Origin of the sequence: Actinoplanes sp. NPDC049668, assembly GCF_044465445.1 — a bacterium.
Taxonomy (GTDB): Bacteria; Actinomycetota; Actinomycetes; order Mycobacteriales; family Micromonosporaceae; genus Actinoplanes.
The window spans coordinates 1-19,563 of the sequence record NZ_JBITLR010000006.1; the positions used below are offsets into that span (position 1 = coordinate 1).

General features: G+C 70.5%; 20 protein-coding genes, 1 tRNA gene and 1 pseudogene. 7 read left to right on the forward strand and 15 right to left on the reverse strand.

Going from position 1 to position 19,563, the window contains the following annotated elements; genetic code table 11:
- The 3 genes and pseudogenes from ACIBSW_RS24670 to ACIBSW_RS24680 form a co-directional block, all read left to right on the forward strand.
- Positions 1-180 (forward strand): annotated as a pseudogene (locus ACIBSW_RS24670) (amino acid permease); the annotation flags it as partial.
- A complete protein-coding gene (locus tag ACIBSW_RS24675; RefSeq protein ID WP_354718963.1) occupies positions 177-821 on the forward strand; it encodes a GNAT family N-acetyltransferase in 645 nt (214 codons plus the stop codon). The pseudogene ACIBSW_RS24670 and the gene ACIBSW_RS24675, both read left to right, overlap by 4 nt.
- Positions 822-1,117: 296 nt before the next feature.
- Positions 1,118-1,909 carry an SAM-dependent methyltransferase gene (locus tag ACIBSW_RS24680; protein WP_354719158.1) on the forward strand — a complete coding sequence of 264 codons (792 nt, stop codon included), beginning with the start codon at positions 1,118-1,120 and terminating at the stop codon, positions 1,907-1,909.
- 311 nt (positions 1,910-2,220) lie between these two features.
- Here ACIBSW_RS24680 and ligD read toward each other — a convergent pair whose 3' ends face one another.
- The 6 genes from ligD to ACIBSW_RS24710 form a co-directional block, all read right to left on the reverse strand.
- The gene (ligD, locus tag ACIBSW_RS24685) at positions 2,221-3,213 is read right to left on the reverse strand and encodes a non-homologous end-joining DNA ligase (protein ID WP_354718964.1); all 993 of its coding nucleotides are present in this window, start codon (positions 3,211-3,213) and stop codon (positions 2,221-2,223) included.
- 162 nt (positions 3,214-3,375) lie between these two features.
- Positions 3,376-3,858 carry an NUDIX hydrolase gene (locus ACIBSW_RS24690; RefSeq protein WP_354718966.1) on the reverse strand — a complete coding sequence of 161 codons (483 nt, stop codon included), beginning with the start codon at positions 3,856-3,858 and terminating at the stop codon, positions 3,376-3,378.
- A 166-nt stretch (positions 3,859-4,024) separates the two neighbouring features.
- Positions 4,025-4,543, reverse strand: a complete 519-nt coding sequence (locus ACIBSW_RS24695) for a hypothetical protein (RefSeq protein WP_354718968.1) — start codon at positions 4,541-4,543, stop codon at positions 4,025-4,027.
- Between the two features lie 16 nt (positions 4,544-4,559).
- A complete protein-coding gene (locus tag ACIBSW_RS24700; protein WP_354718969.1) occupies positions 4,560-6,251 on the reverse strand; it encodes an alpha/beta hydrolase in 1,692 nt (563 codons plus the stop codon).
- On the reverse strand, positions 6,248-6,550 hold the full coding sequence (locus ACIBSW_RS24705; RefSeq protein WP_354718971.1) for a type VII secretion target: 303 nt from the start codon (positions 6,548-6,550) through the stop codon (positions 6,248-6,250). Before ACIBSW_RS24705 ends, ACIBSW_RS24700 begins: the two co-directional genes overlap by 4 nt.
- Before the next feature lie 608 nt (positions 6,551-7,158).
- Positions 7,159-10,443 (reverse strand): hypothetical protein, encoded by a 3,285-nt coding sequence (locus tag ACIBSW_RS24710; protein WP_354718972.1) that lies wholly within the window; start codon positions 10,441-10,443, stop codon positions 7,159-7,161.
- A gap of 145 nt (positions 10,444-10,588) precedes the next feature.
- On the opposite strand from ACIBSW_RS24710, the gene ACIBSW_RS24715 reads away from it, so the two are divergent.
- Positions 10,589-10,723, forward strand: a complete 135-nt coding sequence (locus ACIBSW_RS24715; RefSeq protein WP_354718974.1) for a hypothetical protein — start codon at positions 10,589-10,591, stop codon at positions 10,721-10,723.
- A 77-nt stretch (positions 10,724-10,800) separates the two neighbouring features.
- Entirely contained in the window at positions 10,801-11,019 is a 219-nt protein-coding gene (locus ACIBSW_RS24720) for a recombinase family protein (protein WP_354718976.1), read from the forward strand.
- 276 nt (positions 11,020-11,295) lie between these two features.
- Here the strand turns inward: ACIBSW_RS24720 and ACIBSW_RS24725 are convergent, their stop codons facing one another.
- Positions 11,296-12,045 (reverse strand): prepilin peptidase, encoded by a 750-nt coding sequence (locus tag ACIBSW_RS24725; RefSeq protein WP_354718978.1) that lies wholly within the window; start codon positions 12,043-12,045, stop codon positions 11,296-11,298.
- Between the two features lie 191 nt (positions 12,046-12,236).
- Here ACIBSW_RS24725 and ACIBSW_RS24730 point away from each other — a divergent pair.
- Positions 12,237-12,311 (forward strand) — tRNA-Lys (locus ACIBSW_RS24730).
- 182 nt (positions 12,312-12,493) lie between these two features.
- Here the strand turns inward: ACIBSW_RS24730 and ACIBSW_RS24735 are convergent.
- Complete coding sequence (locus ACIBSW_RS24735; protein ID WP_354718980.1) at positions 12,494-12,730, reverse strand: hypothetical protein; 237 nt, start codon at positions 12,728-12,730, stop codon at positions 12,494-12,496.
- 108 nt (positions 12,731-12,838) lie between these two features.
- Between ACIBSW_RS24735 and ACIBSW_RS24740 the strand changes: the two genes are divergently transcribed.
- The gene (locus ACIBSW_RS24740; protein ID WP_354718982.1) at positions 12,839-13,081 is read left to right on the forward strand and encodes a hypothetical protein; all 243 of its coding nucleotides are present in this window, start codon (positions 12,839-12,841) and stop codon (positions 13,079-13,081) included.
- 40 nt (positions 13,082-13,121) lie between these two features.
- Here the strand turns inward: ACIBSW_RS24740 and ACIBSW_RS24745 are convergent, their stop codons facing one another.
- From ACIBSW_RS24745 to ACIBSW_RS24775, 7 genes are all read right to left on the reverse strand, one after another.
- Complete coding sequence (locus ACIBSW_RS24745; RefSeq protein ID WP_354718984.1) at positions 13,122-14,600, reverse strand: tyrosine-type recombinase/integrase; 1,479 nt, start codon at positions 14,598-14,600, stop codon at positions 13,122-13,124.
- A gap of 82 nt (positions 14,601-14,682) precedes the next feature.
- Positions 14,683-14,997: a helix-turn-helix domain-containing protein gene (locus tag ACIBSW_RS24750; RefSeq protein ID WP_354718985.1), complete on the reverse strand. Its 315-nt coding sequence runs from the start codon at positions 14,995-14,997 to the stop codon at positions 14,683-14,685.
- Between the two features lie 157 nt (positions 14,998-15,154).
- The gene (locus ACIBSW_RS24755; protein ID WP_354718987.1) at positions 15,155-15,859 is read right to left on the reverse strand and encodes a hypothetical protein; all 705 of its coding nucleotides are present in this window, start codon (positions 15,857-15,859) and stop codon (positions 15,155-15,157) included.
- A gap of 151 nt (positions 15,860-16,010) precedes the next feature.
- On the reverse strand, positions 16,011-16,586 hold the full coding sequence (locus ACIBSW_RS24760; protein ID WP_354718989.1) for a DNA (cytosine-5-)-methyltransferase: 576 nt from the start codon (positions 16,584-16,586) through the stop codon (positions 16,011-16,013).
- The gene (locus ACIBSW_RS24765; protein ID WP_354718991.1) at positions 16,583-17,461 is read right to left on the reverse strand and encodes a hypothetical protein; all 879 of its coding nucleotides are present in this window, start codon (positions 17,459-17,461) and stop codon (positions 16,583-16,585) included. Before ACIBSW_RS24765 ends, ACIBSW_RS24760 begins: the two co-directional genes overlap by 4 nt.
- Positions 17,458-18,426, reverse strand: coding sequence for a DNA methyltransferase (locus tag ACIBSW_RS24770; RefSeq protein WP_404799452.1), 969 nt, complete (start codon positions 18,424-18,426; stop codon positions 17,458-17,460). Before ACIBSW_RS24770 ends, ACIBSW_RS24765 begins: the two co-directional genes overlap by 4 nt.
- Positions 18,410-19,345: a hypothetical protein gene (locus ACIBSW_RS24775; protein ID WP_354718995.1), complete on the reverse strand. Its 936-nt coding sequence runs from the start codon at positions 19,343-19,345 to the stop codon at positions 18,410-18,412. Before ACIBSW_RS24775 ends, ACIBSW_RS24770 begins: the two co-directional genes overlap by 17 nt.
- Positions 19,346-19,563: the final 218 nt, after the last annotated feature.

The window sequence follows — 19,563 nt, forward strand, 5'->3', positions numbered from 1 at the left end:
TTCCATCTGCTGCTCGGCGTCGACCCGGACAACACACTGCACTGGTACTTCCCGGCCTCGATCGCCGTGTTCGCCCTGCTGGGCGTGGTCGTCGCGGCGGTTCTCAAGGCAGCAAGGCCGGCCGCGTACGCGCGGATCGGCAACGGCGTCGCCCGCCAGAGCCGGCGAGGTGCCCGATGACCCTCGCCACGCAGCCCCTGCCGGACATCCGCCGTGCGCAGCCGAGCGACGATCAGATCCTGATCATGCTGCTGGTGGCTGCGTTCTTCCACGGCGACCTCGCCCCGTATTTGATTCCCGAGGTCGCCGACCGCGCCGGCCGCTACTTCCCCTACTTCGAGATCATCACCGCGCAGGCGCTGGCCACCGCCCATATCGATCTGATCATGGACCCGGAAGGTGCGATGCCCGCTGCCGCCGCGATCTGGTACCCGGTCGGCGCTGACGGCCTCACCGCCGACATGCCCGGCTACGACCAGCGTCTGGCCGCTGCGGTCGGCCCCTACCTGTCGGCATTCGCCGCGCTCGACACGTCCCTGCACCGGCATCACCCGACCGGCCACGAACACGACTATCTGGCATTCCTGGCCGTGCACCCCGTTCTGCAGAACCAGGGCCTGGGAAGCCGGCTGCTCGCACACCGCCACGCAGAACTCGACCCCGCGGGTCGGCCCGCCTACCTGGAAGCAACCGGGACACGCACCCGTCGCCTGTACGAGCGGCACGGCTACACCGCGCTCGAACCGTTCCCCGTCGCCGACGGCGGCCCGCTGCTCCATCCGATGTGGCGCCCCGGCCGCCAGGACAAACGCGCCGAGTAACGATCTCCGGCCGGTGCCGCCGCCGCGAGAACCTGCCGGGCACCAACACCCAGCGAGCGCTTGCCTGGTGCGCGTTCTTCCCCTGACCAACAGAAGCCGCTGGCCGTGGCAGGCAGCGCACCAACCACCCACGCCATCGCGACGACGCAGAATCCGAGAGCCACACCATGACCCCTGCCCCGCACGGCACACCGCCTCCCCGACCGGTCGGTGAAACGGCCGATTCCGACGAGCCGACGGCCGGCGCCGCTGCGGCGGCCTGGTTCCGAGCAGGCACGGGGGGTCTTAACGTGAACGTGGCGCACCCGGCCCGGGTATACGACTACCTGCTCGGCGGCAAGGACAACTTCGCCGTCGACCGCGCCGTCGGCGAGGCGATCAAGGCCGCGGAGCCAGAGGTCCCGATGATGGCCCGTGCGAACCGGGAGTGGATGCTGCGCGTCACCGGGTTCCTGACCCGGCAGGCAGGGATCCGCCAGTTCCTGGATATCGGCACCGGGATCCCCACGACACCGAACCTGCACCAGGCCGCGCAGGACATCGCCCCGAACTGCCGGGTCGTGTACGTCGACAACGACCCCCTCGTCCTGGCCCACGCCCGGGCCCTGCTCACCAGCGACCCCCGAGGGCGTTGCGAATTCGTCGACGCTGACCTGCGCGACGTCGACCAGATCCTGACCAGCCCGGCCCTGGCCGGCACCCTCGACCTGGCCCAGCCCGTCGCGATCATCCTGGCCTCGGTGCTGATGCTGTTGACCGACGACGACAACCCGCCCGCGATTCTCGCGACGTTGCGGGAGTGGGCGCCTCCGGGCAGCTACCTCGCGATCAGCCACCCCACCGCCGACCTCAACCCCGTAGCCATGGCCGCTGTCGTCGACGTCACCAGGAGCGCCGGGATGACTTTCGTACCTCGCTCCCAGGAGCAGGTCACGCAGATGTTCGGCGACTGGGACCTCATCCAGCCGGGCTTGGTGCCGGTGCTGGCCTGGCGACCCCAGGCGCCGCCGGACGACCCAGAGGCCGCCTACTACTGGACCGGCGTCGCCCGCCAAATCACCCGGCCCGCGCGGCCAGGTGTCATCTGATCGAGTAGACGGTCGGTCCGCGGTGCCGCCTTCTGCCGGTCGCGCCGATACGGGTCGTCGCGCCGACCCCCGCGAGGAAGACAACGATGCGATGAGTGTCGCCAGGCCGGCTCTGAAAGACGCCTTGCGGGCGACCGGCGCGGCACTCACTGCTGCGGTGGCCGGACGCGTAGTCGGGTGACCGAGCACCGGGACGATGGGATAGCTCCAGGGGCGGCATCTCGAAACAGCGCAGGAGTTCCCGCGCGGTCAGCAGGAACTCGTCATCGTCGCCGACCGTGAGGTTGTTGCTGAGCTCGGCCCGGGCTCAGTCAGGCATCGGAGTGCTCGGTCTCGTCGGGTAGCAGCGCCTGACTCGGTTCGTGATCGGGTTGGAGTCCGCGCCACGACGGGTGGCGCAGCTGTGCCTGGGCGGTCCAGGTCCGGTAGGCCACCCGGGCTACGAGGACCGGCTCGACCCAGGTCACCGCTGTGGTGTTGACGGCTTCGGCGTGCACCGGGGCGGTGGTGCGGCGTACTGAGGCGAGTTCGTTCTGCAGTTGGCGCCGTTCGGCGCCGGTCAGGCCTGTGCCGACCCGACCGACGTAGTGCAGCCGCCCGTTGCGGTCGTAGGCGCCGAGCAGCAGGGCGCCGAGCGAGCCCTGCAGGCGGCCTCGGCCGGGTAGCCAGCCGCAGACCACGACGTCGGCGGTGTGCGGGATGACGGTCTTGATCCACGCCTGCGAGCGGCGGCCTGGCGTGTAGCGGCTGTCGTCGCGTTTGCACACCACGCCCTCAAGGCCCCGGTCGGTGGCGACCGCGAGGACCTCGGTGCCGGCGTCGGGAAAGTGTGGCGGGGTGTCGATCGCCGGGGTGTGCAGGTTCAGGCCCGCCAGCAGTTCCCGGCGTCGCAGGTAGGGCTCGGCGAGGGTCGCCTGGCCGTCGAGGTGCAGGACGTCGAAGACGTACAGCGTGACCGGGACCCGGCGCAGCAGCGCCGGGTCCGGGCGGCGCACGCCCATGCGCTGTTGCAGGCGCGTAAAGCTCGGCCGGCCGCTTGGGTCCAGTGCGACGATTTCCGCGTCGAGGGTGACGTCGCGGCCGGCCATCAGCTGCGGCAGAACCGCCAGTTCGGGGAAGGCGTCGCAGGCGTCGCGGCCGGTCCGGGTCAGCAGCCGCCAGGTGGTACCGGCTGCGCTCGTCAAGGCGCGCATGCCGTCCCATTTGGACTCTGCCGACCAGCCTGGTCCGGTCGGCACGGCGCCGGCGGTCGCGAGCATCGGCTCCACGCGCGGTGGCAGGGTGGTCCTGGTCGATGCGCGCACGTTGCGATCATGGGTACCGGGTCCCGCCGATTGATCATGGTTTGGTGAAGGTGGCCCGGATCAGGCGACCGGGTGGCTGAACTCCGGCGCCGCGACGTGCCGGAAGGTATGCGCGGGGCAGGTCAGGGGCGGGCAGGCCACCGATCCCGACCGATGAGAGCCTCAGCGCACGCTCACCGGGGAACCGATCGGGAAGCCGCGCATCACGATGTGATCGCGGCGCAGACCCGCCTCGATGTCCGCCACCGGGTACCGTGCCACACCGGCGTCATTGAGGATCTGCATCACGGTCGGATGCGGCTGCACGTCGTGCACCGCTGCCTGCATCACCTCGTCCACGTGATGCCCGCCCACCGCCACCCGCGCAGCGTCGCCGGCACGGAACGCGAACATCACGAAGTGGTACGAACCATCCGCGCCCCGGATCTCGTACACCCCCGTCGGGGCCAGCGCACCGACCTCGAAGCCGGCCTCCTCGGCAGTCTCCCGGCGGGCCGCATCCTCGGCCGACTCACCGAACTCCACCTTGCCGCCCGGCAGCAGCAGCCACCCCGCGTACGGGCCACGCTGCTGGCGCACGAACACCACCTCGCCCGCAGCCGTCGTCACGATCGCCAGCGCCGCGGTGGTCGGCCTCGCTGTCACTGTGAGCCCCTATCGCCAAGAAAATGCGAGATCGGCGTCCCGGCTCGCGTGCCGGAAATCCACGTCAGCGGATCACGCCCGACGCACCCTACCGCCGTGGCACCGCTACTTCGCGACGACGACCGCCGAGGGCGACGAGACCACCCAAACGTGCCGCCGACCGGGATCAGCCGGCTGCTGAGTCTCGGTAGCAGGCGGAAGTGATCAGCAGGGTCAGCCACTCGGGCGACGCAGAGCTGGTGAGGGTGAACGTGGATCCGCTGGTGGGTTCCTTGGCGGAGACGCTGCCCTCGCGGGTCTCCTGGTTGAAGCGGTCGGCGGTAATGGTCCAGTTGAGGCCGCGCCAGTGGTCGCGGACCTGCGTGAAGGCCGCCTGATGCCGGTCGTTGGGCAGTCGGATCTGGTAGGTGCCGAGGACGTAGTTGACCGTCCCGGAGTCGTCGCCGATGTCGTTCTCGCAGGGTGCCGCGTTGGAGGTCGGGTTGCTGATCTTCGCCTCCCCGATGACCACCACGATCTGGTCGGCCAGCTCGTTGACCTGGCGGGTGATGTCTGCCTCGGTGGCAGCCTGCACGTTGTTGCCGTCCTTGTCGTCGGTGCCGCCGCAACCCGTGGCGGCCAGGGCCAGGGCGCAGGCAGCCATGATCAGAGCAGCGAGCCGGGCCGGCCGTGATCGTGGTCGCATGTGGCGTGTCCTGTCGTTACGGAATGTTCGGTGGTGCCTGGCCGTGTTCGAGCCCGGCCAGGCTGTAGCGGCCGACTATCACGGCCGCCTGATTCTGCAAACTTTGCGAGCCGGGCGTCCAGTACGCACTGTGCCCGGCGGTGTCGACGACGTACTGGTTCGCCCCGAACTCCGGTTCGTGTGGGCTGATCCCGTGCCCGTCGGCGTAGCCCTCGGCGATGAACGGGCCGATGATGGGCACGCCGGTCACCCAGTTGCCCACCACTTCGGGTTTGGAGACCGGGTCGTCGGCGGCGGAACCGGACCAGACGTGTCGGGGGTCGGCCATCAGCTGTCCGGCGTTGTCGGCGTGGGTGCCGGGGCTGCCGGCGGTCACGATGTCGTCGGCCTGCAGCCGGCCGCTGAGCGCGGCCTCGCCGACGACCGTCGAGCCGTACGAGTGGCCCATGGCCGTGAGGTGGTAGTCGCCGGGGTCGTGGGTGGCGCGCAGCCCGCCGACGAACTGGCTCAGCGGGGTGCTGCCCTGCCGGGAGCGTTCCTCCAGCGCCACGGAGGCGTCGAGCTCCGGCGCGTCGTATCCGAGCCACATCACCGTCGACACGTCGCCGGCCGCCTCCGGTGTCATCGCGTCGGCGGCCTGTTGCAGGTTGATGACCCGGTTGACGTTGCTGTGGGTGCTGTCCAGGGTGGTGCCGAGGCCGGGTACCCAGACCGCGGTGTGCCGGGCGGTGTCGGGGTTGCCGACCGCGATGACGGCCTTGCCGTCACCGATCGGGTCGACGCCCAGGAGTAGTCCCTTGTCGCCGAGCTTGGTCAGGGCGGCGTCGATCTGCCCGAGGCGGCCCTGCTGGGCGTCGATCCCGGAGACAATCTGCCGCAGGTTGGCCAGCTCGTTGCTCACCGCGGAGTTGTTCGTCGGGTCCTGGCCCTCCAGCTCGGCGATGCGCCGCCGGTACTGGTCCTCCGCCTCCTGCAGCAGCTGCTGACGTTGACCCAGGACGAGGCGGTTCGCGGTGTCGCGGTCGGTGGCCGGCACGCCGTCGAGCCAGCCGACCAGGTCCGGGTGGGCGGCGATGGCCGCCTCCTGCTGCTCGGGGGTCAGGCTCAGCCACCAGGCATGCACCTGCTTCGGATCCCGGCCCTTCTGCGCGAGCAGGTCGTCGCGCGACACGGCCGCCAGTGACAGGCTGCCGAATCCGGTCCGCGGGTCCGGCATGTTCACGGTGATCGCGTTGGCGGTGGAGTCGTCCAGGGCCCGCGCGTTGCCGAGCAGGGCAGCGATCTCGTCGGCGTAGGCCCGCATCGCCGCCGCCGGGTCGGTACCCGGCGCCAATGCCGTGACCTCGGGTGCGGACACCGCGCCGGTCGTCTTGTCGACCCGGAACCCGGCACGTCCGGCCGCGTCCATCAGCTCCTGCGCCAAGTGCCGCAGGTCGGCGACGGCATCGGCGTGGTGCAGCAGCGCCTGGTAGATACGCCGCGCCGGGGGATAGGCGTTGCTCAGCTCCGCGCGCAGCCGGGCGGCCTTCTCGTACGCCGCCCGCGAAGCCGGGCCCTGCGGCCAGGCGTCCTCCAGGGAGCGGGTGTCGCGGATCAGCTGCTCGGCGGCGTTGTCGATGTCCTCGGCCAGGCCCTGCCACTCCGTCGCCGAGCGGCGGAACGTCTCGGGATCAACGGTGAGCAGATCGCCGAGGGTGATCGCGCTCATCGTGGCCCGCCCAGCCGGCCCGCCGCCGCCTGATCCGACTGCTCGTACGCGGTCGCAGTCTCCCGTAGGTCGCCCGCCAGCCCGTCGACCTGGCCTGCCAGCCGCGGCAGGAAGGCCGCCCACGCCGTGCCGGCGGCCCGCGCCGCGGCGACGGCGGCCCAGCCGGCGCCGCCCGCGACCGGCAGCGCGCCGGCGTGCCGGTCCGACGCCGTACGCAGGGCGTCGGCGGTTTCCGCCACCTGGGAGCCCACCGCGCGCAACGCCGCTGGGTCCACCTCTACCGGGCTCGGATACCCCACCGCCGAATCGCCCCCATGTGGTCGCGGACACGGACCCGCACAAGGTATCCCGATACCACCTCACGTTTCAGCCCCGCCGGCGCGCTGCGGGCCCGCTGTCCAATTGACGACCGTGATAGGCACCCGGCCCTGGCCGCCAGGGCGGGTCCGATCTCGATCCGCACCGCCCAGGGCACGGTCTCCGATCCGGACAGACGCCAATCCGGTCCTCGACGCCTCCATGAGCCGGCAGGGCGCGGCGAGTCGCTGCCGAATGACCCGTTGAGTGCATGCCCATGGCGCCGAGGCCCTGGCCATGCAGGCGGCCGATCGCGGTTACACCGACGCACTGCAAAACCTGGCCGAACTACGAGGGCGGACGGGTGATGCCTCCGGCGCTCGTCGGATACGCAGGTTTGGGCTCGCGGGATCCGGCGAAGTCGCGACCGCTCTGAAATTCGATTCGTAGCCTCCCCGTGTGTCCTTCTGGAGTACATCCCGGCGCCACAGGTGCTGCCCATCGAGACGGTGAGGGCGGGAACTGGCCGGAGCACATCGACTCCGTCGGAACGGCTGACGCTGGGCTCATGCGGTGTCGCCGAGCAGGTGTACCCCAGATGCACCGTGGACTACGAATCGAAGTCCAACGCGGTCGCGATTTCACCGGATCCCGTCAACCCGAACCGCTGGATCCGATTGGCGTCGGCCCGATCGCCCGCCTGCTCCCGCCGCACGACCAGTTTTAGCCACACCCTGGTGTCGCCGCGGTTTGCGGCTTGTACTGCTAGGGCTTCGGCGCCAGCACGGTCGCCCGTCTGCTCTCGCCGTATAGCCAGCGCCCGCAGCGCGGTGGTGTCGCCGCGGTCGGCGGCCTGCTGGTACAGGGCTTCGGCGCTGGCCTGGTCACCCGCCTGCTCCCTGAGCTCGGCCAGTGCCCGCAGCACCCTGGTGTCGCCGTGGTCGGCGGCTTGCACCGCCAGGGCTTCGGCGCCGTGCTGGTCACTCGCCTGCTCCCTGAGCTCGGCCAGCGCCCGCAGCACCCCGATGTCGCCGCGGTCGGCGGCCTGCTGGTACAGGGCTTCGGCGCCGTCCTGGTCACCCGCCTGCTCCCTCAGTCCGGCCAGAGCCCGCAGCACCCTGGTGTCGCCGCGGTCGGCGGCTTGCACCGCCAGGGCTTCGGCGCCAGCCTGGTCACCCGCCTGTTCCCGCCACCCGGCCAGGTCTAGCAGCAGGTCGGCTTCGCCGCGGTCGGCGGCTTGCACCGCCGCGGCGTCGGCGCGGGCCTGGTCGCCCGCCCATTCCCGCCCCCAGAACAGCGCCAGCAGCACCCCGGTGTCGCCGCGGTCGGCGGCTTGCACCGCCAGGGCTTCGGCGCCGTCCTGGTCACCCGCCTCATCCCGCCGTACGGCCAGCGCCCGCAGCGCATCGGTGTCGCCGCGGTCGGCGGCCTGCTGATACAGGGCTTCGGCGCGGTGCTGGTCACCCGCCTGCTCCCTCAGCTCGGCCAGCGCCAGCAGTACCCCGGTGTCGCCGCGGTCGGCGGCTTGCACCGCCAGGGCTTCGGCGCCAGCCTGGTCACCCGCCTGTTCCCGCCACCCGGCCAGGTCTAGCAGCAGCTCGGTGTCGCCGCGGTCGGCGGCCTGCTGGTACAGGGCTTCGGCTCCGTGCTGGTCACTCGCCTGCTCCCTCAGCTCGGCCAGCGCCCGTAGCACCCTGGTGTCGCCGCGGTCGGCGGCTTGCACCGCCAGGGCTTCGGCGCCGTGCTGGTCACCCGCCTCATCCCGCCGTACGGCCAGCACTCGCAGCGCATCGGTGTCGCCGCGATCGGCGGCCCGCTGATACAGGGCTTCGGCGCCGTGCTGGTCACCTGCCTCATCCCGCCGTACGGCCAGCGCCCGTAGCACCCCGGTGTCGCCGCGGTCGGCGGCCTGCCGGTACAGGGCATCGGCGCTGGCCTGGTCACCCGCCTGCTCCCTCAGCTCTGCCAACGCCCGCAGCACCCCGGCGTCGCCGCGGTCGGCGGCTTGCACCGCCACGGCTTCGGCACCGTCCTGGTCACCCGCCTGCTCCCTCAGCTCGGCCAGCACCCACAGCACCCCGGTATCGCCGCGGTCGGCGGCTTGCACCGCCACGGCTTCGGCACCGTCCTGGTCACCCGCCTGCTCCCGCCGTACAGCCAGCACTTCTTCGGTCTCAGGGTCGTCCAACAGCCAGGTCGTGTCGCCTTGGTCAGCGGCTTGCCGGGGGTACAGGGCTTCGGCACCGGCCCTGTCACCCGCCTGCTCCATCAGCTCGGCCAGCGCCCGCAGCGCATCGATGTCGCCGAGGTCGGCGGCCTGCCGGTTCAGCCAGACCGCGTGCTGGTAGCGGCCACGTTGGCCAGCCTCCCTACAGAGGTTTCGGAGCAGATCGGGGTCGGTGACGGTGGCGGTGAACGCCCGCCACAGGCTGTCGGGCGGGTATACGGCAGCGCGTTCGATGCCGCCGAGCTGTTCGAGGTAGTCGGCCAGCCGATAGCAGGGCTCCCCGTCGGGCCGAGGCGGTTCGCTGCCCCGGGGACGGATACGGGTCAGCAGGCCGCGGGCGCCTTTACACGGCTGGGCGGTGTAGGCGAGAGCGGATTCGAGCCAGTCGTCGTCAAGGGCATTCCAGTCGTGGTCGTCGAGGTAGCCGGGCGCAGCCTGTTCCAGCAGGGCGTGGGGTAGGTCGAGGGGGTGGCCGAGCCGGCGGGCGTCGATGGCCACCTGCAGGAGCGCCCGGGCCGCTGGTGGTGCGGTGCGGTAGCGGTCTTCGAGCGCGGGGGCGCCGGCCAGGTACTGGGTGATCCGGCCGTGCTCGGCGTGTTCGGCGGCGTACCGCAGCCGCGCGTCGATACCCGGCCCGGCCAGGTCGGCGATTTCGGTGGGGGTGAACGTGTCGGTGAGGGTGACGGCGGTGCCTAGGGCTAGCAGTTCCCGGGCCTGCCCGTGCACATCCGGACTGTCGGTGGGCCGGGCGGTCAGGGTGGTCCAGTAGTTCGGCCACAGGGTCGCCAGCACTAGTACCGGCTCGCGTTCGCGGTCCTGTAGCAGGGTGCGTAGGCCGGCGGTGATCCGCTCACCCAGGGCGGGATCGGGGGGCATCAGGTAATGCTGGGCCTCGTTCAGCCACACGATCGTGTCCGGGCCGACCTTCTTCAAATCGGCCAGCGCAGCCCGCGGCCGAGTCGGATCGTAGGGATGCCACAGCCGCCACCGCCCCGGCTGCTGTTCTTCCAGATAGCGGGCGAGTTCCCAGCCAGCGCGGGTCTTGCCGGTCGACGACCCTCCTACCAACATCACCAGGCGCGACCGGCCGTCGGCGATCATCGCGGCGACGAGCTCCCGCAGCCGCACGTCATGGGCCCGCGGCACGTAGCCCGGCAGCCCTTCAGCCTTGCCGCTACCGGGTACCTGGATGGCCGGGTGCACCTCCAACACCAGCGGATCACACGCATCGACGGGCCGGCCTAGCCGGTGCACCGGCTGGGCCGGCCGGTGCACCGGGGCGGTAGATGGCTGCCCGGATGAATCCATCAACTGCGCGACCCGCGCGGCGGCCGCGTACTCGTCCTGCCCGCAGGCCCGGGCCAACGTCTGGGCGACCGCACGGACATCGACGAGCTTCGCCGGCCCGCCCTCGCAGATGATCCTGCGGATCAGGTCCTTCTTCGGTGAACCCTCCAGCCGGTCATCTGCGGCGATCCGCTTCTCCAGGACCTCCAGCGCCAGCCGGCCGGCCTTCTCATGCAGGCCGTAGAGCATGTCGCGGACTTCCCGCTGCGGCCCGGCATCAAGATCGGGATGAGCCAGCTTCCGCGGACGACGCACCGGCTCACGCCGCGGGCCACCCGCAGGCGGGCGGCGGCGCACTGATCGGGACTCGTCGGCATCCATCGCAACCGATGATGCCCCACCAGCGTCCGCGCCGGCACTGGCCCGACAGCCATCGGGACTGAGGTCGAACCCCTGGCGGCAGCCCGAGGCTGAACACGCAAGCCAGCGCCGGCTCCGCTTTCGTGAGATACCGAGGGAGCAACCGATGACTCGATCCCCGCAGCATCCCAGCGGCCCCGACCAGCGCCGCACCCGCATCACCCTCGCCGCGATCACCGGCCTGTTCGCCGGTGCCATCCGCGCGGTCGTCGACTGGCTGATTACCCACGTCGGCGCCTGACTCGGGGACGGGCGGGGCCACGGTTCACGGGTGGTCCCGCCCGTACTCGACTGCTGTGCAGTCGAGTACGAAAATCCATGCACACGACTTCAGAAACCGACACTCTGCACGAGAAGCTCGACACCACCACGCCGGGCGGGATGTTCGTCTTCCACGTCTTCGTCGCCCTGTCCGAGTTCATCCGCACCATCATCGTGGCCAACTCAAACGAGGGCCTAGCCGCCGCGCGTGCAGCCGGCCAGCGCCTCGGCCGGCCGCCGGCGATGACCCCGGAGAAAGTCGCATACGCGCGGTAGCTGCTCGGCGAGCCTGACCGGCTCGCGACAGCGGACGGAACAGCGGGCAAAACTCGCGGAGATTGATCAATGGCCAAACCGATCAATGGAGTCAAAACTCACGAGCCGCTGGTGTCGCAACCGATAGCCGCGGAGATAGCCAGCCGGCTGCCGCGACGGCGACAACCTCCTCGCCCTCCGCCTCGCCATGATCCAAGGCCGAACATCGGCGGCTCGCGGCCGCTCTGCGTGGTCGCTGCGGCACGCGTTTGGTGAGGTCTGCTCGGTTCGGGGCGATCAGCCGCTGGCGGCGACGATCGCAGTGGCCAGGGTGCCGGCGATAAGGTACGGGCCGAGCGGTATCAGGGTGTCGCCGCGGACGCGTCGGGTGGCCAGCAGCGCCGCGGCGACGATCGCGGCCAGCACCCACGGTAATGCGGCGCCGAGAGCGACCGTTGCCCATCCGTGCGTACCGAGCAGCAGGCCGCACAGGGCCGACAGGCGAACATCGCCCATCCCGAGTTGTCTGGGGGCGACCAGCGCCGGTACCAGATTGGCCAGTCCCGACACCACCGCAGCGATGCCGGCGGTTGCCGCGAGCCCCGGCCGGCCGCTCACGACCGCGGCGGCGAGGATCAGCGACCCGCATACGGCGGCAGCCGCTGTGATGACCTTCCTCGGCAGGCGTCGTACGTGGAGATCGATGGCAGCGAGCCAGATGCCAGCGGCCGCCAGGACAAGCCAGGCGGCCAGGAGTAGGACCTCTGCCGGGCTGCGGTGCGGCAGCCTCCAGCCGAGCAGCGCGAAGGCCAACGCCGTGACCGCGACGTAACCCCACGGTGAGGCGGTGACCGGAATACCACAGGACGAGCACGTGGTACGTCCGATCCAACCCCGCAGTCCGGCTGGCAGAGGTGTCTGGCAATGAGGACAATCGGCGGCCGGGGCACTGTCGCCCGACACGGACAGCCGGTAGGTCGGCAGCGGCAGGAGCATGCCGACACCGGCGCCGAGCGTGGCGGCCGAGACGGTCGCAACGACGTGCATCGCTGCGATGCTAGTCATGCCGACCAAGCCCTCGTCCCGACGACGACCCGCCACGCTAATCACCCTCGAGCACAGGCCGAGCCGCCGCAGGTGTGCCGTTGGCGCAGGCCGGAGACGGCAGGTGTCGGCACGGCCAGGGCGCATGCCACTGCCCGGCCCCAGCAGACCCTGTCGGGTAATCTGATGCCCGCGGGCTGCTAGCTCAATGGCAGAGCTGAGGACTTTTAATCCTTAGGTTCGGGGTTCGAATCCCCGGCGGCCCACCAAAACCTGCCCTTGACCTGCAAAAATAGAGCAGCATCTAATTGATGCACGTAGGTGAAGTGTTGGTGCTTTCGGCACCTCGACGGCGAGGTATGTGCAGCCGGGTGTGGCGGGCCGCGCGGACGAGACTGCGTGTGTCGAGGGCGAGGCTGTTTAGCTGTCGGAGCCGCAGGTGCGACGAAGATCAGGCCACGCCGTGCTGATCATTGCCCTGGGCTGGTTCGCGGGGGTGGATCTCGGTCAGGTCGGCCATGTCCACGCCTGCCTCGCGGAGAAGTCGCTGCACGGCGGCAATGCTGAGCCAGTCGAGGATGTTGTCGTCGTGGACGATCCGGTACCACCGAGTCCGCCCGCGTTTGATGATTTCGATGCGCCAGGCGCCGTCCGGTGTCTGCATCGCGAACTCGACCTCGGGCTCCACTTGATCGACGCTACGTCACGTCGATCAAGGCTTCTACCTGCGAAAACGAACTACCGCGGTGTAGTTTCCCGTTTGGGTGATTCGAACCTACGTTCTAATGTGCTCGGCATGGCTACGCGCGTCGAGCACCACTTCAACCGCCGATTCGGCCTCAACCGGCGCGACGTCTTCCTCATCCGTACTGAGATAGGCTGGCAGGTCCTCGGCCGTGAGGGCGGCGCCGACGGCCGCGAGGTGGCGCACTACTTCGACGACGAGGCTGACGCCCGGACGATGCTGCAGCGGATGCTCGATGCGGTCCCGCCGGAGCTGTCGAGCTGGGCGAAGATGTCGCCGACTCGGCGCCGATAGATCGGTCGGCGCTGACCTCGGTGGGTTTGCGTCCGACGGGCTACGCGGCCCGACCTCCTCGTCGTTTCCTGGGGACCAGGGCTGCGGCAGCTTCGTGCTTGTCCCGTTCCACCTGGAGTTCGACGATCACTGACGTGTAGGTGTCTGAGGTGATGGTGTAGGTGGAGTGGCCGAGCAGTTCCTGGACGTCTTTGAGGTCGGCCCCCGAGGCCTTGAGATACGTCGCGGCGCAGTGTCGCAGGTCGTGCAGGCGGATCGGGGGGAGCCCGGAGTCGCGTACGAGTCGGTCGAAGCGTTTGGTGACGGTGTCCGGATGCCATTTGTCGCCGTTGGGTTGGACGAAGAAGTGCCCGTGGACCGGCCATGCGGGGCCGCTGACCAGCTGCCAACGGGCGCGGTGCGCGAGGTAGGCGCGCCACGCGGCGAGGGTGAAGCTGTCCAGGGCGAAGGTGCGGTTCCCGGACTCGGACTTGACCTTCTTGTCGACCGGCTCGTATCCGTCGGTGGTGCGTTGCAGGTCGACCGTGGCGAGGGCGTAGTCGAGGTCGACGGTCGCGTCGCGCAGGCCGAGGGCTTCACCGCGGCGCATGCCGCGGTGCAGGATGCCGACGAACACGGGGTAGAGGGCGATGTCGTGGGCTTCGGCGTAGTCGAGGAACGCGCCGGCCTGTTCGGGTGTCCACACCATGACCGGGCTGGGCTTCTCGCCGGTCTCCTGCCATTGTTGGACGGCTTTGGCCGTCCACACCCGCGGTCTGGGCTGTTTCGCCGAGGGCAGTTCGACGTGGGCGGCCGGGTTGAAGTCGAGCAGCCGGTTGTTGGTCTGGCTGATCGCGTCGCTGAGTGCTTTGCGTAACGTCGCGCGGATGCGCTCCTGGGTTGCCGGGCCGGTGGTCCGCATACCCCGGACACTGGCCCGGATCTCCGGGTCGCCGCTTTGCCGTGAGATCTCGATCGTGGTGTTGCATTCGGCGATCTTGGTGAACATCGCCGCGATGTGCTCGACGCGTAGTTGTTGGATGCCGACGGCGCCGAGGTGCGGGATGAGGTGCACCCGGATGTGCGAGGCGTAGGCACGCCTTGTGCCCGGTTCGATCTTGCGGCGGGACGCGAGCCATTGGGTTAGGTATTCGCCGACGGTCATGTCGGCGGTGGCGGGAATACCGGCTCGGACTCGTTTGGCGATGACGTCGCGGTCGGGCAGGGGGTGTCCCGGTTTGACCGTCTGGAGTAGGTCGGCGATCTCTCTCGCGAGGGTGGCGTCTTCGCCGGCGAGGCTGAGGAGGTCTTTGGCTTTGGTCAGATCGGCCTCGGCCTGCTTGGAACTGTCGAAGGTGCTGCGGCGCAGCTGCCGGCGCGTTCCGTTGGCTTTCGGTGGCAGTTCGAGTTGGTATCCCCACCGGCCGTGGGTGGCGCTCCAGGACCCGCCCGCGCGGCGCAGCCGGGGACACTTGGTGCCGAGTTTCTTGCCGTTGGCGTTGCGGCAGGTGCAGATCTTGTGGACGGGTCCTTCCGCCATGGTGGGTGGCTCCTCGGGGTTGTGGTGCAGCCGGATGCTGCGGATTCGTCGTGGGTGATCGACGCGTGCCTTCCGGACCGGGTCAAGTCGCCGCCGGCGGAAGCGGGTCGGGCGGTTGCTCGTCGTCGACGGGCAGGTGCAGGGCCTGGAGGATCGCCGCGACCGGTATGCGGTAGCGGGTGCCGAACCGGAGCACCGTGACCGGGAACTGGTCGCGTTTGGCGAGGTCGTAGGCGGCGGCGCGGGACAAGCCGAAGATCCGCGCTGCGGTGGCGATGTCGGTGACCAGGCCGAGGGCGCGGATCCGTTCGACGGTCCAGATGGTGTCGCCCGATCGCTCGTGTACATCGCTCGGCTGGGTCGGGTGGTCGGCCGTGTCGTGGTCGGGCATCGTCATGGCAGGGCGTCCTTTCCGGAGACGTGAAGGGGAGGGAAAGCCGCCGGCCCGTGCGGGAGGGCCGTCGGCACGGGAAGCGCGGCGCGCGCCAAGATCCGAGAGACGCGGGCCCTGCGCGGGCAGGTCAGGAAATGCCAAGGGCTGGACCGGGTGACGGTCATCGGCGCACCCACCGGTCGGGGCACAGCAACAGCCGCAACGCGGCTGCCGCTTGTTGATGGACGACCCCGTTGCCGAGCACCCGCAACGCGGCGGTACGCGGAAGCCCCAGATCGGTGACGTAGCCCCTTCTGAGGCCCATGAGCCACTCGACGAACGGGGGAGCCAGCACCGGTTTGCCGTGCCGGCCGGGCTGAGTCGGCTCCGGAACCGGCCGGCCGAGCAGCACCTCCCAGCGGGCGACCGCCTCGGCGTAACCGCCCCAGCGCTGCTGGTCGATCATCCCGAGGTCGGCGACCGCCGTGGTGAGGTCGACACCGCCGGTGCCGTGCCGCCAGGGCCCGTGCCCGTCCGAGGCACGCGGCGTCGGCAACGTGCGTACTCGGACCGCCGCCGACGGCAGCGTGAGATCGCCGTACGAACCCCGTTGTCCAGGGCAGCCCTTGGCGCCGTCGGTGGCGCGTGGGGTGGGCAGCAGCACCTGCGACAGCGGCGGACGGAACCCCTTCCCGGCTCGCCGGCCGGGAGTGCCGGTGTCACTGACCCGCGGCGTGGGCAGCAACCGGGCGGCGTCGGTCAGAGTACGACCGACATGCTCGACCGTGGGTTTGGTCCGCCGGGCGGTGGCATTCGCCGAGGAGCGGGAGTCTGCCACCGTCGGGGTGGGCAGCAACCTCCCGGCCGAGAGCTGCTCGCGGACCAACTGCGGCAGGCTGGGCCTGCGGGCAGCCCCCGGCGATAGTGGCCGGTTCGAATCGGCACTGGCCGCTGTGGGGGTCGGCAGCAGAGCGTGCCGACTACCGCCGGGCTCGATGAGGTCCGGCAGACTGCGGGGCAGACCCGGGCCCTTGCCGTCACGGGCGCACGGCGTCGGCAGGGTGGGCGTCTGCGGTGAGGAGATCGGCCCGGACGGCCAGCAGGAACACGCGGTCGCGTCGATGGGCTGCGCCGATGTCGGATGCGCGTAGGCATACCCAGCTCGTGTCGTACCCGAGCGTGGCCAGGTCGGCGTGGACGACGTCGAGCCCGCGGCGCAGGAGCGCGGCCACGTTCTCCACGAAGACGAACGCCGGTCGAAGCGCGCGAACGGCTGTGGCGACGGCTGTCCACACGCTGCTGTGGACGCCGGTGATGCCGGCGCGTTTCCCGGCGTTGGAGATGTCCTGGCAGGGAAATCCGGCGGTGATGATGTCGACCGGGGCGACGGTGCTCCAGTCGACGGTGCGGATGTCGCCGAGGTTCGCGACGTCGGGCCAGTGGTGGGCCAGGACGGTGCAGGCATGCCGTTCGGTCTCGGCGTACCAGGCGAGCTGGCCGCCGAGCACCAGTTCGATGGCCAGGTCGAGTCCACCGAACCCGGTACACAACGACCCGATACGCACCGGTGCGCCGGATCGGGTGGAGCGGTCAGCCAGATCGGCACTGTTCACGCCACCCCCAGCCCGGCCGCCGGCTCCGGGTCGATGGCCTCGCTGGGGTGGGGGCAGGTGAACGGCCCGCACCCCGGCGTGTCGTCGGGGGTGCTGCGGCGGCGGGGACGCAGGACCACCTGGTCGAGGGGCACTCGCTGGGCGTGCAGGTAGTACCGGCCGCGTAGCGGGTGGCCGTCGGCGTTGGCGCGCGCCGACCCGTGCCGGATCGCTGTGTCGAAGTCGACGGCGTCGGCGAACTCGGCGGGACTGCGGGCCTTGAGGTCGGCCCAGAATCCGTCGTCGTGGAATGGGCATCCGATACAGCTCGACTTGGGTGTGTCACCGAGCCCGTGTTCGGCGAGGTAGGCGATGCAGTCGTCGCGCCGCCATCTCAGGTCCAGCAGCGGGAAGACGTGTCGCATGTACCGCACGTCGGAGTCCCGCGCCCGCATCAACTCGTCGAGGGAGATACCGATCGCCACCTCCGCGTGCACCCCGTCCGGAACCCGGATCGGATGCGGGTAGCCGAGCCTTCGGCGAACCTCCCGCTTGATGGGTCGGATCTTGTACTCGCTGGTGCATTGACGTCGCGCCATGCCCTTCTCGCCGTTCGGGCCGAGAGTGAACAGGGGCATGGACGCGAACCGGTGCACCGGATCGAGGGCGTCGTCGCGGATGTTGCCGACCGACACCCGAACGATCGGAATGCCGGCCGGTGCAGCCACGGGCTGCAGTCGACGCAGATGCGAATAGACCACGGCCGGCTCCCACCCGGTATCGGCGAAGACCGCCGCGTCGAACGGCGGGATGTTGCCCTGGACCGCCAGGAGCAGCAGCGCCGAACTCTGGACGCCGGCGCCGAGCGAAAGAATTCGGGCGGCAGGTGCAGTCACACCACCACCCCGCCATCGGGCGTCTCGGACTTTTGGAACACGAGGACGTCCTCGTGGGCGATCAGGTGCATCGGCGTGCCCGCAGTGCGGGCCTTGCGGACCGCCTGCAGCTGGAAGAAGCTGGGCCGCGCCACCAGGCCGCCGTCGCGGACTGCGGCGAGCAGGGCGACGCACCGGTCCACCGGAGTGAGCCCGGCCCGCATGCCGGCGCCGATCACGGCGGACGGCAGGTCGACGAGCTGGCCGTTCTTGCGCCACGGCCGGGCGGTCACGGCCACGAACCCGCCGGGTCGCAGCAGCGTTGCGCAGCCGGCGAGGATCTGCGCGAACCCGTCGGCCAGGCCGGTCAGGTCGCGGTAGGCGAGGTTGCCGCGGTCGGTGCCGTCGTTGTAGGTGTTGTCGGATTTCTGGACGCCGTCGTCGCCGGGCTGGACCAGGCCGTGCACGGTCGGCCCGTACGGCGGCGAGGTCACCACGAGGGCGACCTGCCCGGTCAGGGCGGCCGGAACCAGCGACAGGATCTGGGTGGCGTCGCCGCGGATGACCCCGGCCCGGCCGGTCGCCCCCTGGGTGTGGGCGTGCTTGATGTTGGCGTCGGCGATATCGGACCAGCGGGACTCGTACTCCACGCCGAACGCGTCGCGGCCAGCGTGCACGGCCTCGACCAGGGTGGTGCCGATCCCGCACATCGGGTCCAGGACCAGGTCTCCGGGCTGGGTGTAGTGGGCGATGGCGTGCGCGGCGATCGCCGGCAGCATCCGGGCGGGGTGCTTAACCGACTCGGCCACGTACCGGCCCTTGCGCTGCACCGGCCCGGTCGACTGGGCGGTCGCCCACACGCTCAGGCCGTCCGACTCAGTGGTGCGGTGCCGGCCGTCATACGTGCGGTGTCGCCCGCCGCGCTCATTCTGCGCGGGGCTCTGCGTTCCGGAGGTGGTCTCTCGCGGCTCAGCCACGGCGGCCACCACCCTGCCGCCCCGTGCCGCCACGCCGGCCGCGGGCGGATCCCGGCTGCGGGATCTGGCTGAACACCAGCAGGTCGGCGTGCACGCGCAGATGCGCTGCCTGCCAGCCGTCGGTGGCGCCGGTCAGGGCCAGCAGCTCCTCGTCGGTGGCCAGGTGGTAGACGAACGCGTCGCCGTCGGTGTCGGCGGCGACCGCGACGATGTGCTGCAGGTAGCCGAGCCGGACCCCGGCCGCAGCCTGCACCACCGAGGTGAAGTCCGCCGGCGCCGGCGCAGCGCCGGCCGGGACGGTGACGACGAGGATGAGGCAGCCGCCGGGGCGCAGCAGCTGCGCGCAGGCGGCAAGCAGCCAGGCGAGGCGGACCCGGTTGGCGGCCTCGCCGGTCGCGTCGAGCGGCCATCCGGCGACCACCAGGCTGGTGACGCCGTACAGCGACCCGTCGGCGGGCACGTCGACCGGGGTGCCGGTCGGGTGCAGCGCCGGGTCGGTGAGGTCGTCACCGAACCAGACGGACACCTCCGGCGGATCCACCTCGTCGTCGTGCTCGCCGTCGGCGACCTCGAGCGAGGGGTCATCGTCGATCGATGCCGGACTGACCGGGCCGATGATCATGCTGGCGGCGTCGGTGAACCATGCCACCCTGTGCTCGCGGCCACCGATCGTGCAGGCATGGGTGAGGGCGTGCCCGTCGGTAAGGTCGACGACGATCTCACCGGGGCGGGAGTAGGCGGCGATCAGCCGGCTGGCGAGGCGGGCGCCGATGGAGCGACCGGCGTCGGCCTCGGTCCGGGCGGTGCGCCAGACGGTGATCGGGACCGGCGGGTCACCGGCGACCAGATCGGTCTGCGCCGCGCCGATCGCGGGCTGTTCGATGGACTCGGACTTCTCGGTGTGGTGCTGCGGCGTGTGCTCGCTCATGAAGTGGTCGGCTCCGCGCCGCGCCGTGATGCGCTGACACCCTCACAACGCCGTTTGTGCGCTGTGACGAACACTCACCGTTCTGTCAGCGGTCCAACAGAACTCCGACACCGGACCGGTGTCTGTTGTCCGGGCTCAGTAAATCTGACCGCGTCCCATGGGACTGTCCTCACTGTCAGACAGCAACGCCGCGATCAAGACCTGATGAGAACCGCTGC

Coding starts and splice junctions, on each gene's coding strand:
- ACIBSW_RS24775 (WP_354718995.1), bottom strand. CDS start 19,345: ATGAGCGAGCACACGCCGCAGCACCACACCGAGAAGTCCGAGTCCATC.
- ACIBSW_RS24710 (WP_354718972.1), bottom strand. CDS start 10,443: ATGGATGCCGACGAGTCCCGATCAGTGCGCCGCCGCCCGCCTGCGGGT.
- ACIBSW_RS24725 (WP_354718978.1), bottom strand. CDS start 12,045: ATGCACGTCGTTGCGACCGTCTCGGCCGCCACGCTCGGCGCCGGTGTC.
- ACIBSW_RS24675 (WP_354718963.1), top strand. CDS start 177: ATGACCCTCGCCACGCAGCCCCTGCCGGACATCCGCCGTGCGCAGCCG.
- ACIBSW_RS24715 (WP_354718974.1), top strand. CDS start 10,589: ATGACTCGATCCCCGCAGCATCCCAGCGGCCCCGACCAGCGCCGCACC.
- ACIBSW_RS24720 (WP_354718976.1), top strand. CDS start 10,801: ATGCACACGACTTCAGAAACCGACACTCTGCACGAGAAGCTCGACACC.
- ACIBSW_RS24750 (WP_354718985.1), bottom strand. CDS start 14,997: ATGACGATGCCCGACCACGACACGGCCGACCACCCGACCCAGCCGAGC.
- ACIBSW_RS24700 (WP_354718969.1), bottom strand. CDS start 6,251: ATGAGCGCGATCACCCTCGGCGATCTGCTCACCGTTGATCCCGAGACG.
- ACIBSW_RS24745 (WP_354718984.1), bottom strand. CDS start 14,600: ATGGCGGAAGGACCCGTCCACAAGATCTGCACCTGCCGCAACGCCAAC.
- ACIBSW_RS24740 (WP_354718982.1), top strand. CDS start 12,839: ATGGCTACGCGCGTCGAGCACCACTTCAACCGCCGATTCGGCCTCAAC.
- ACIBSW_RS24695 (WP_354718968.1), bottom strand. CDS start 4,543: ATGCGACCACGATCACGGCCGGCCCGGCTCGCTGCTCTGATCATGGCT.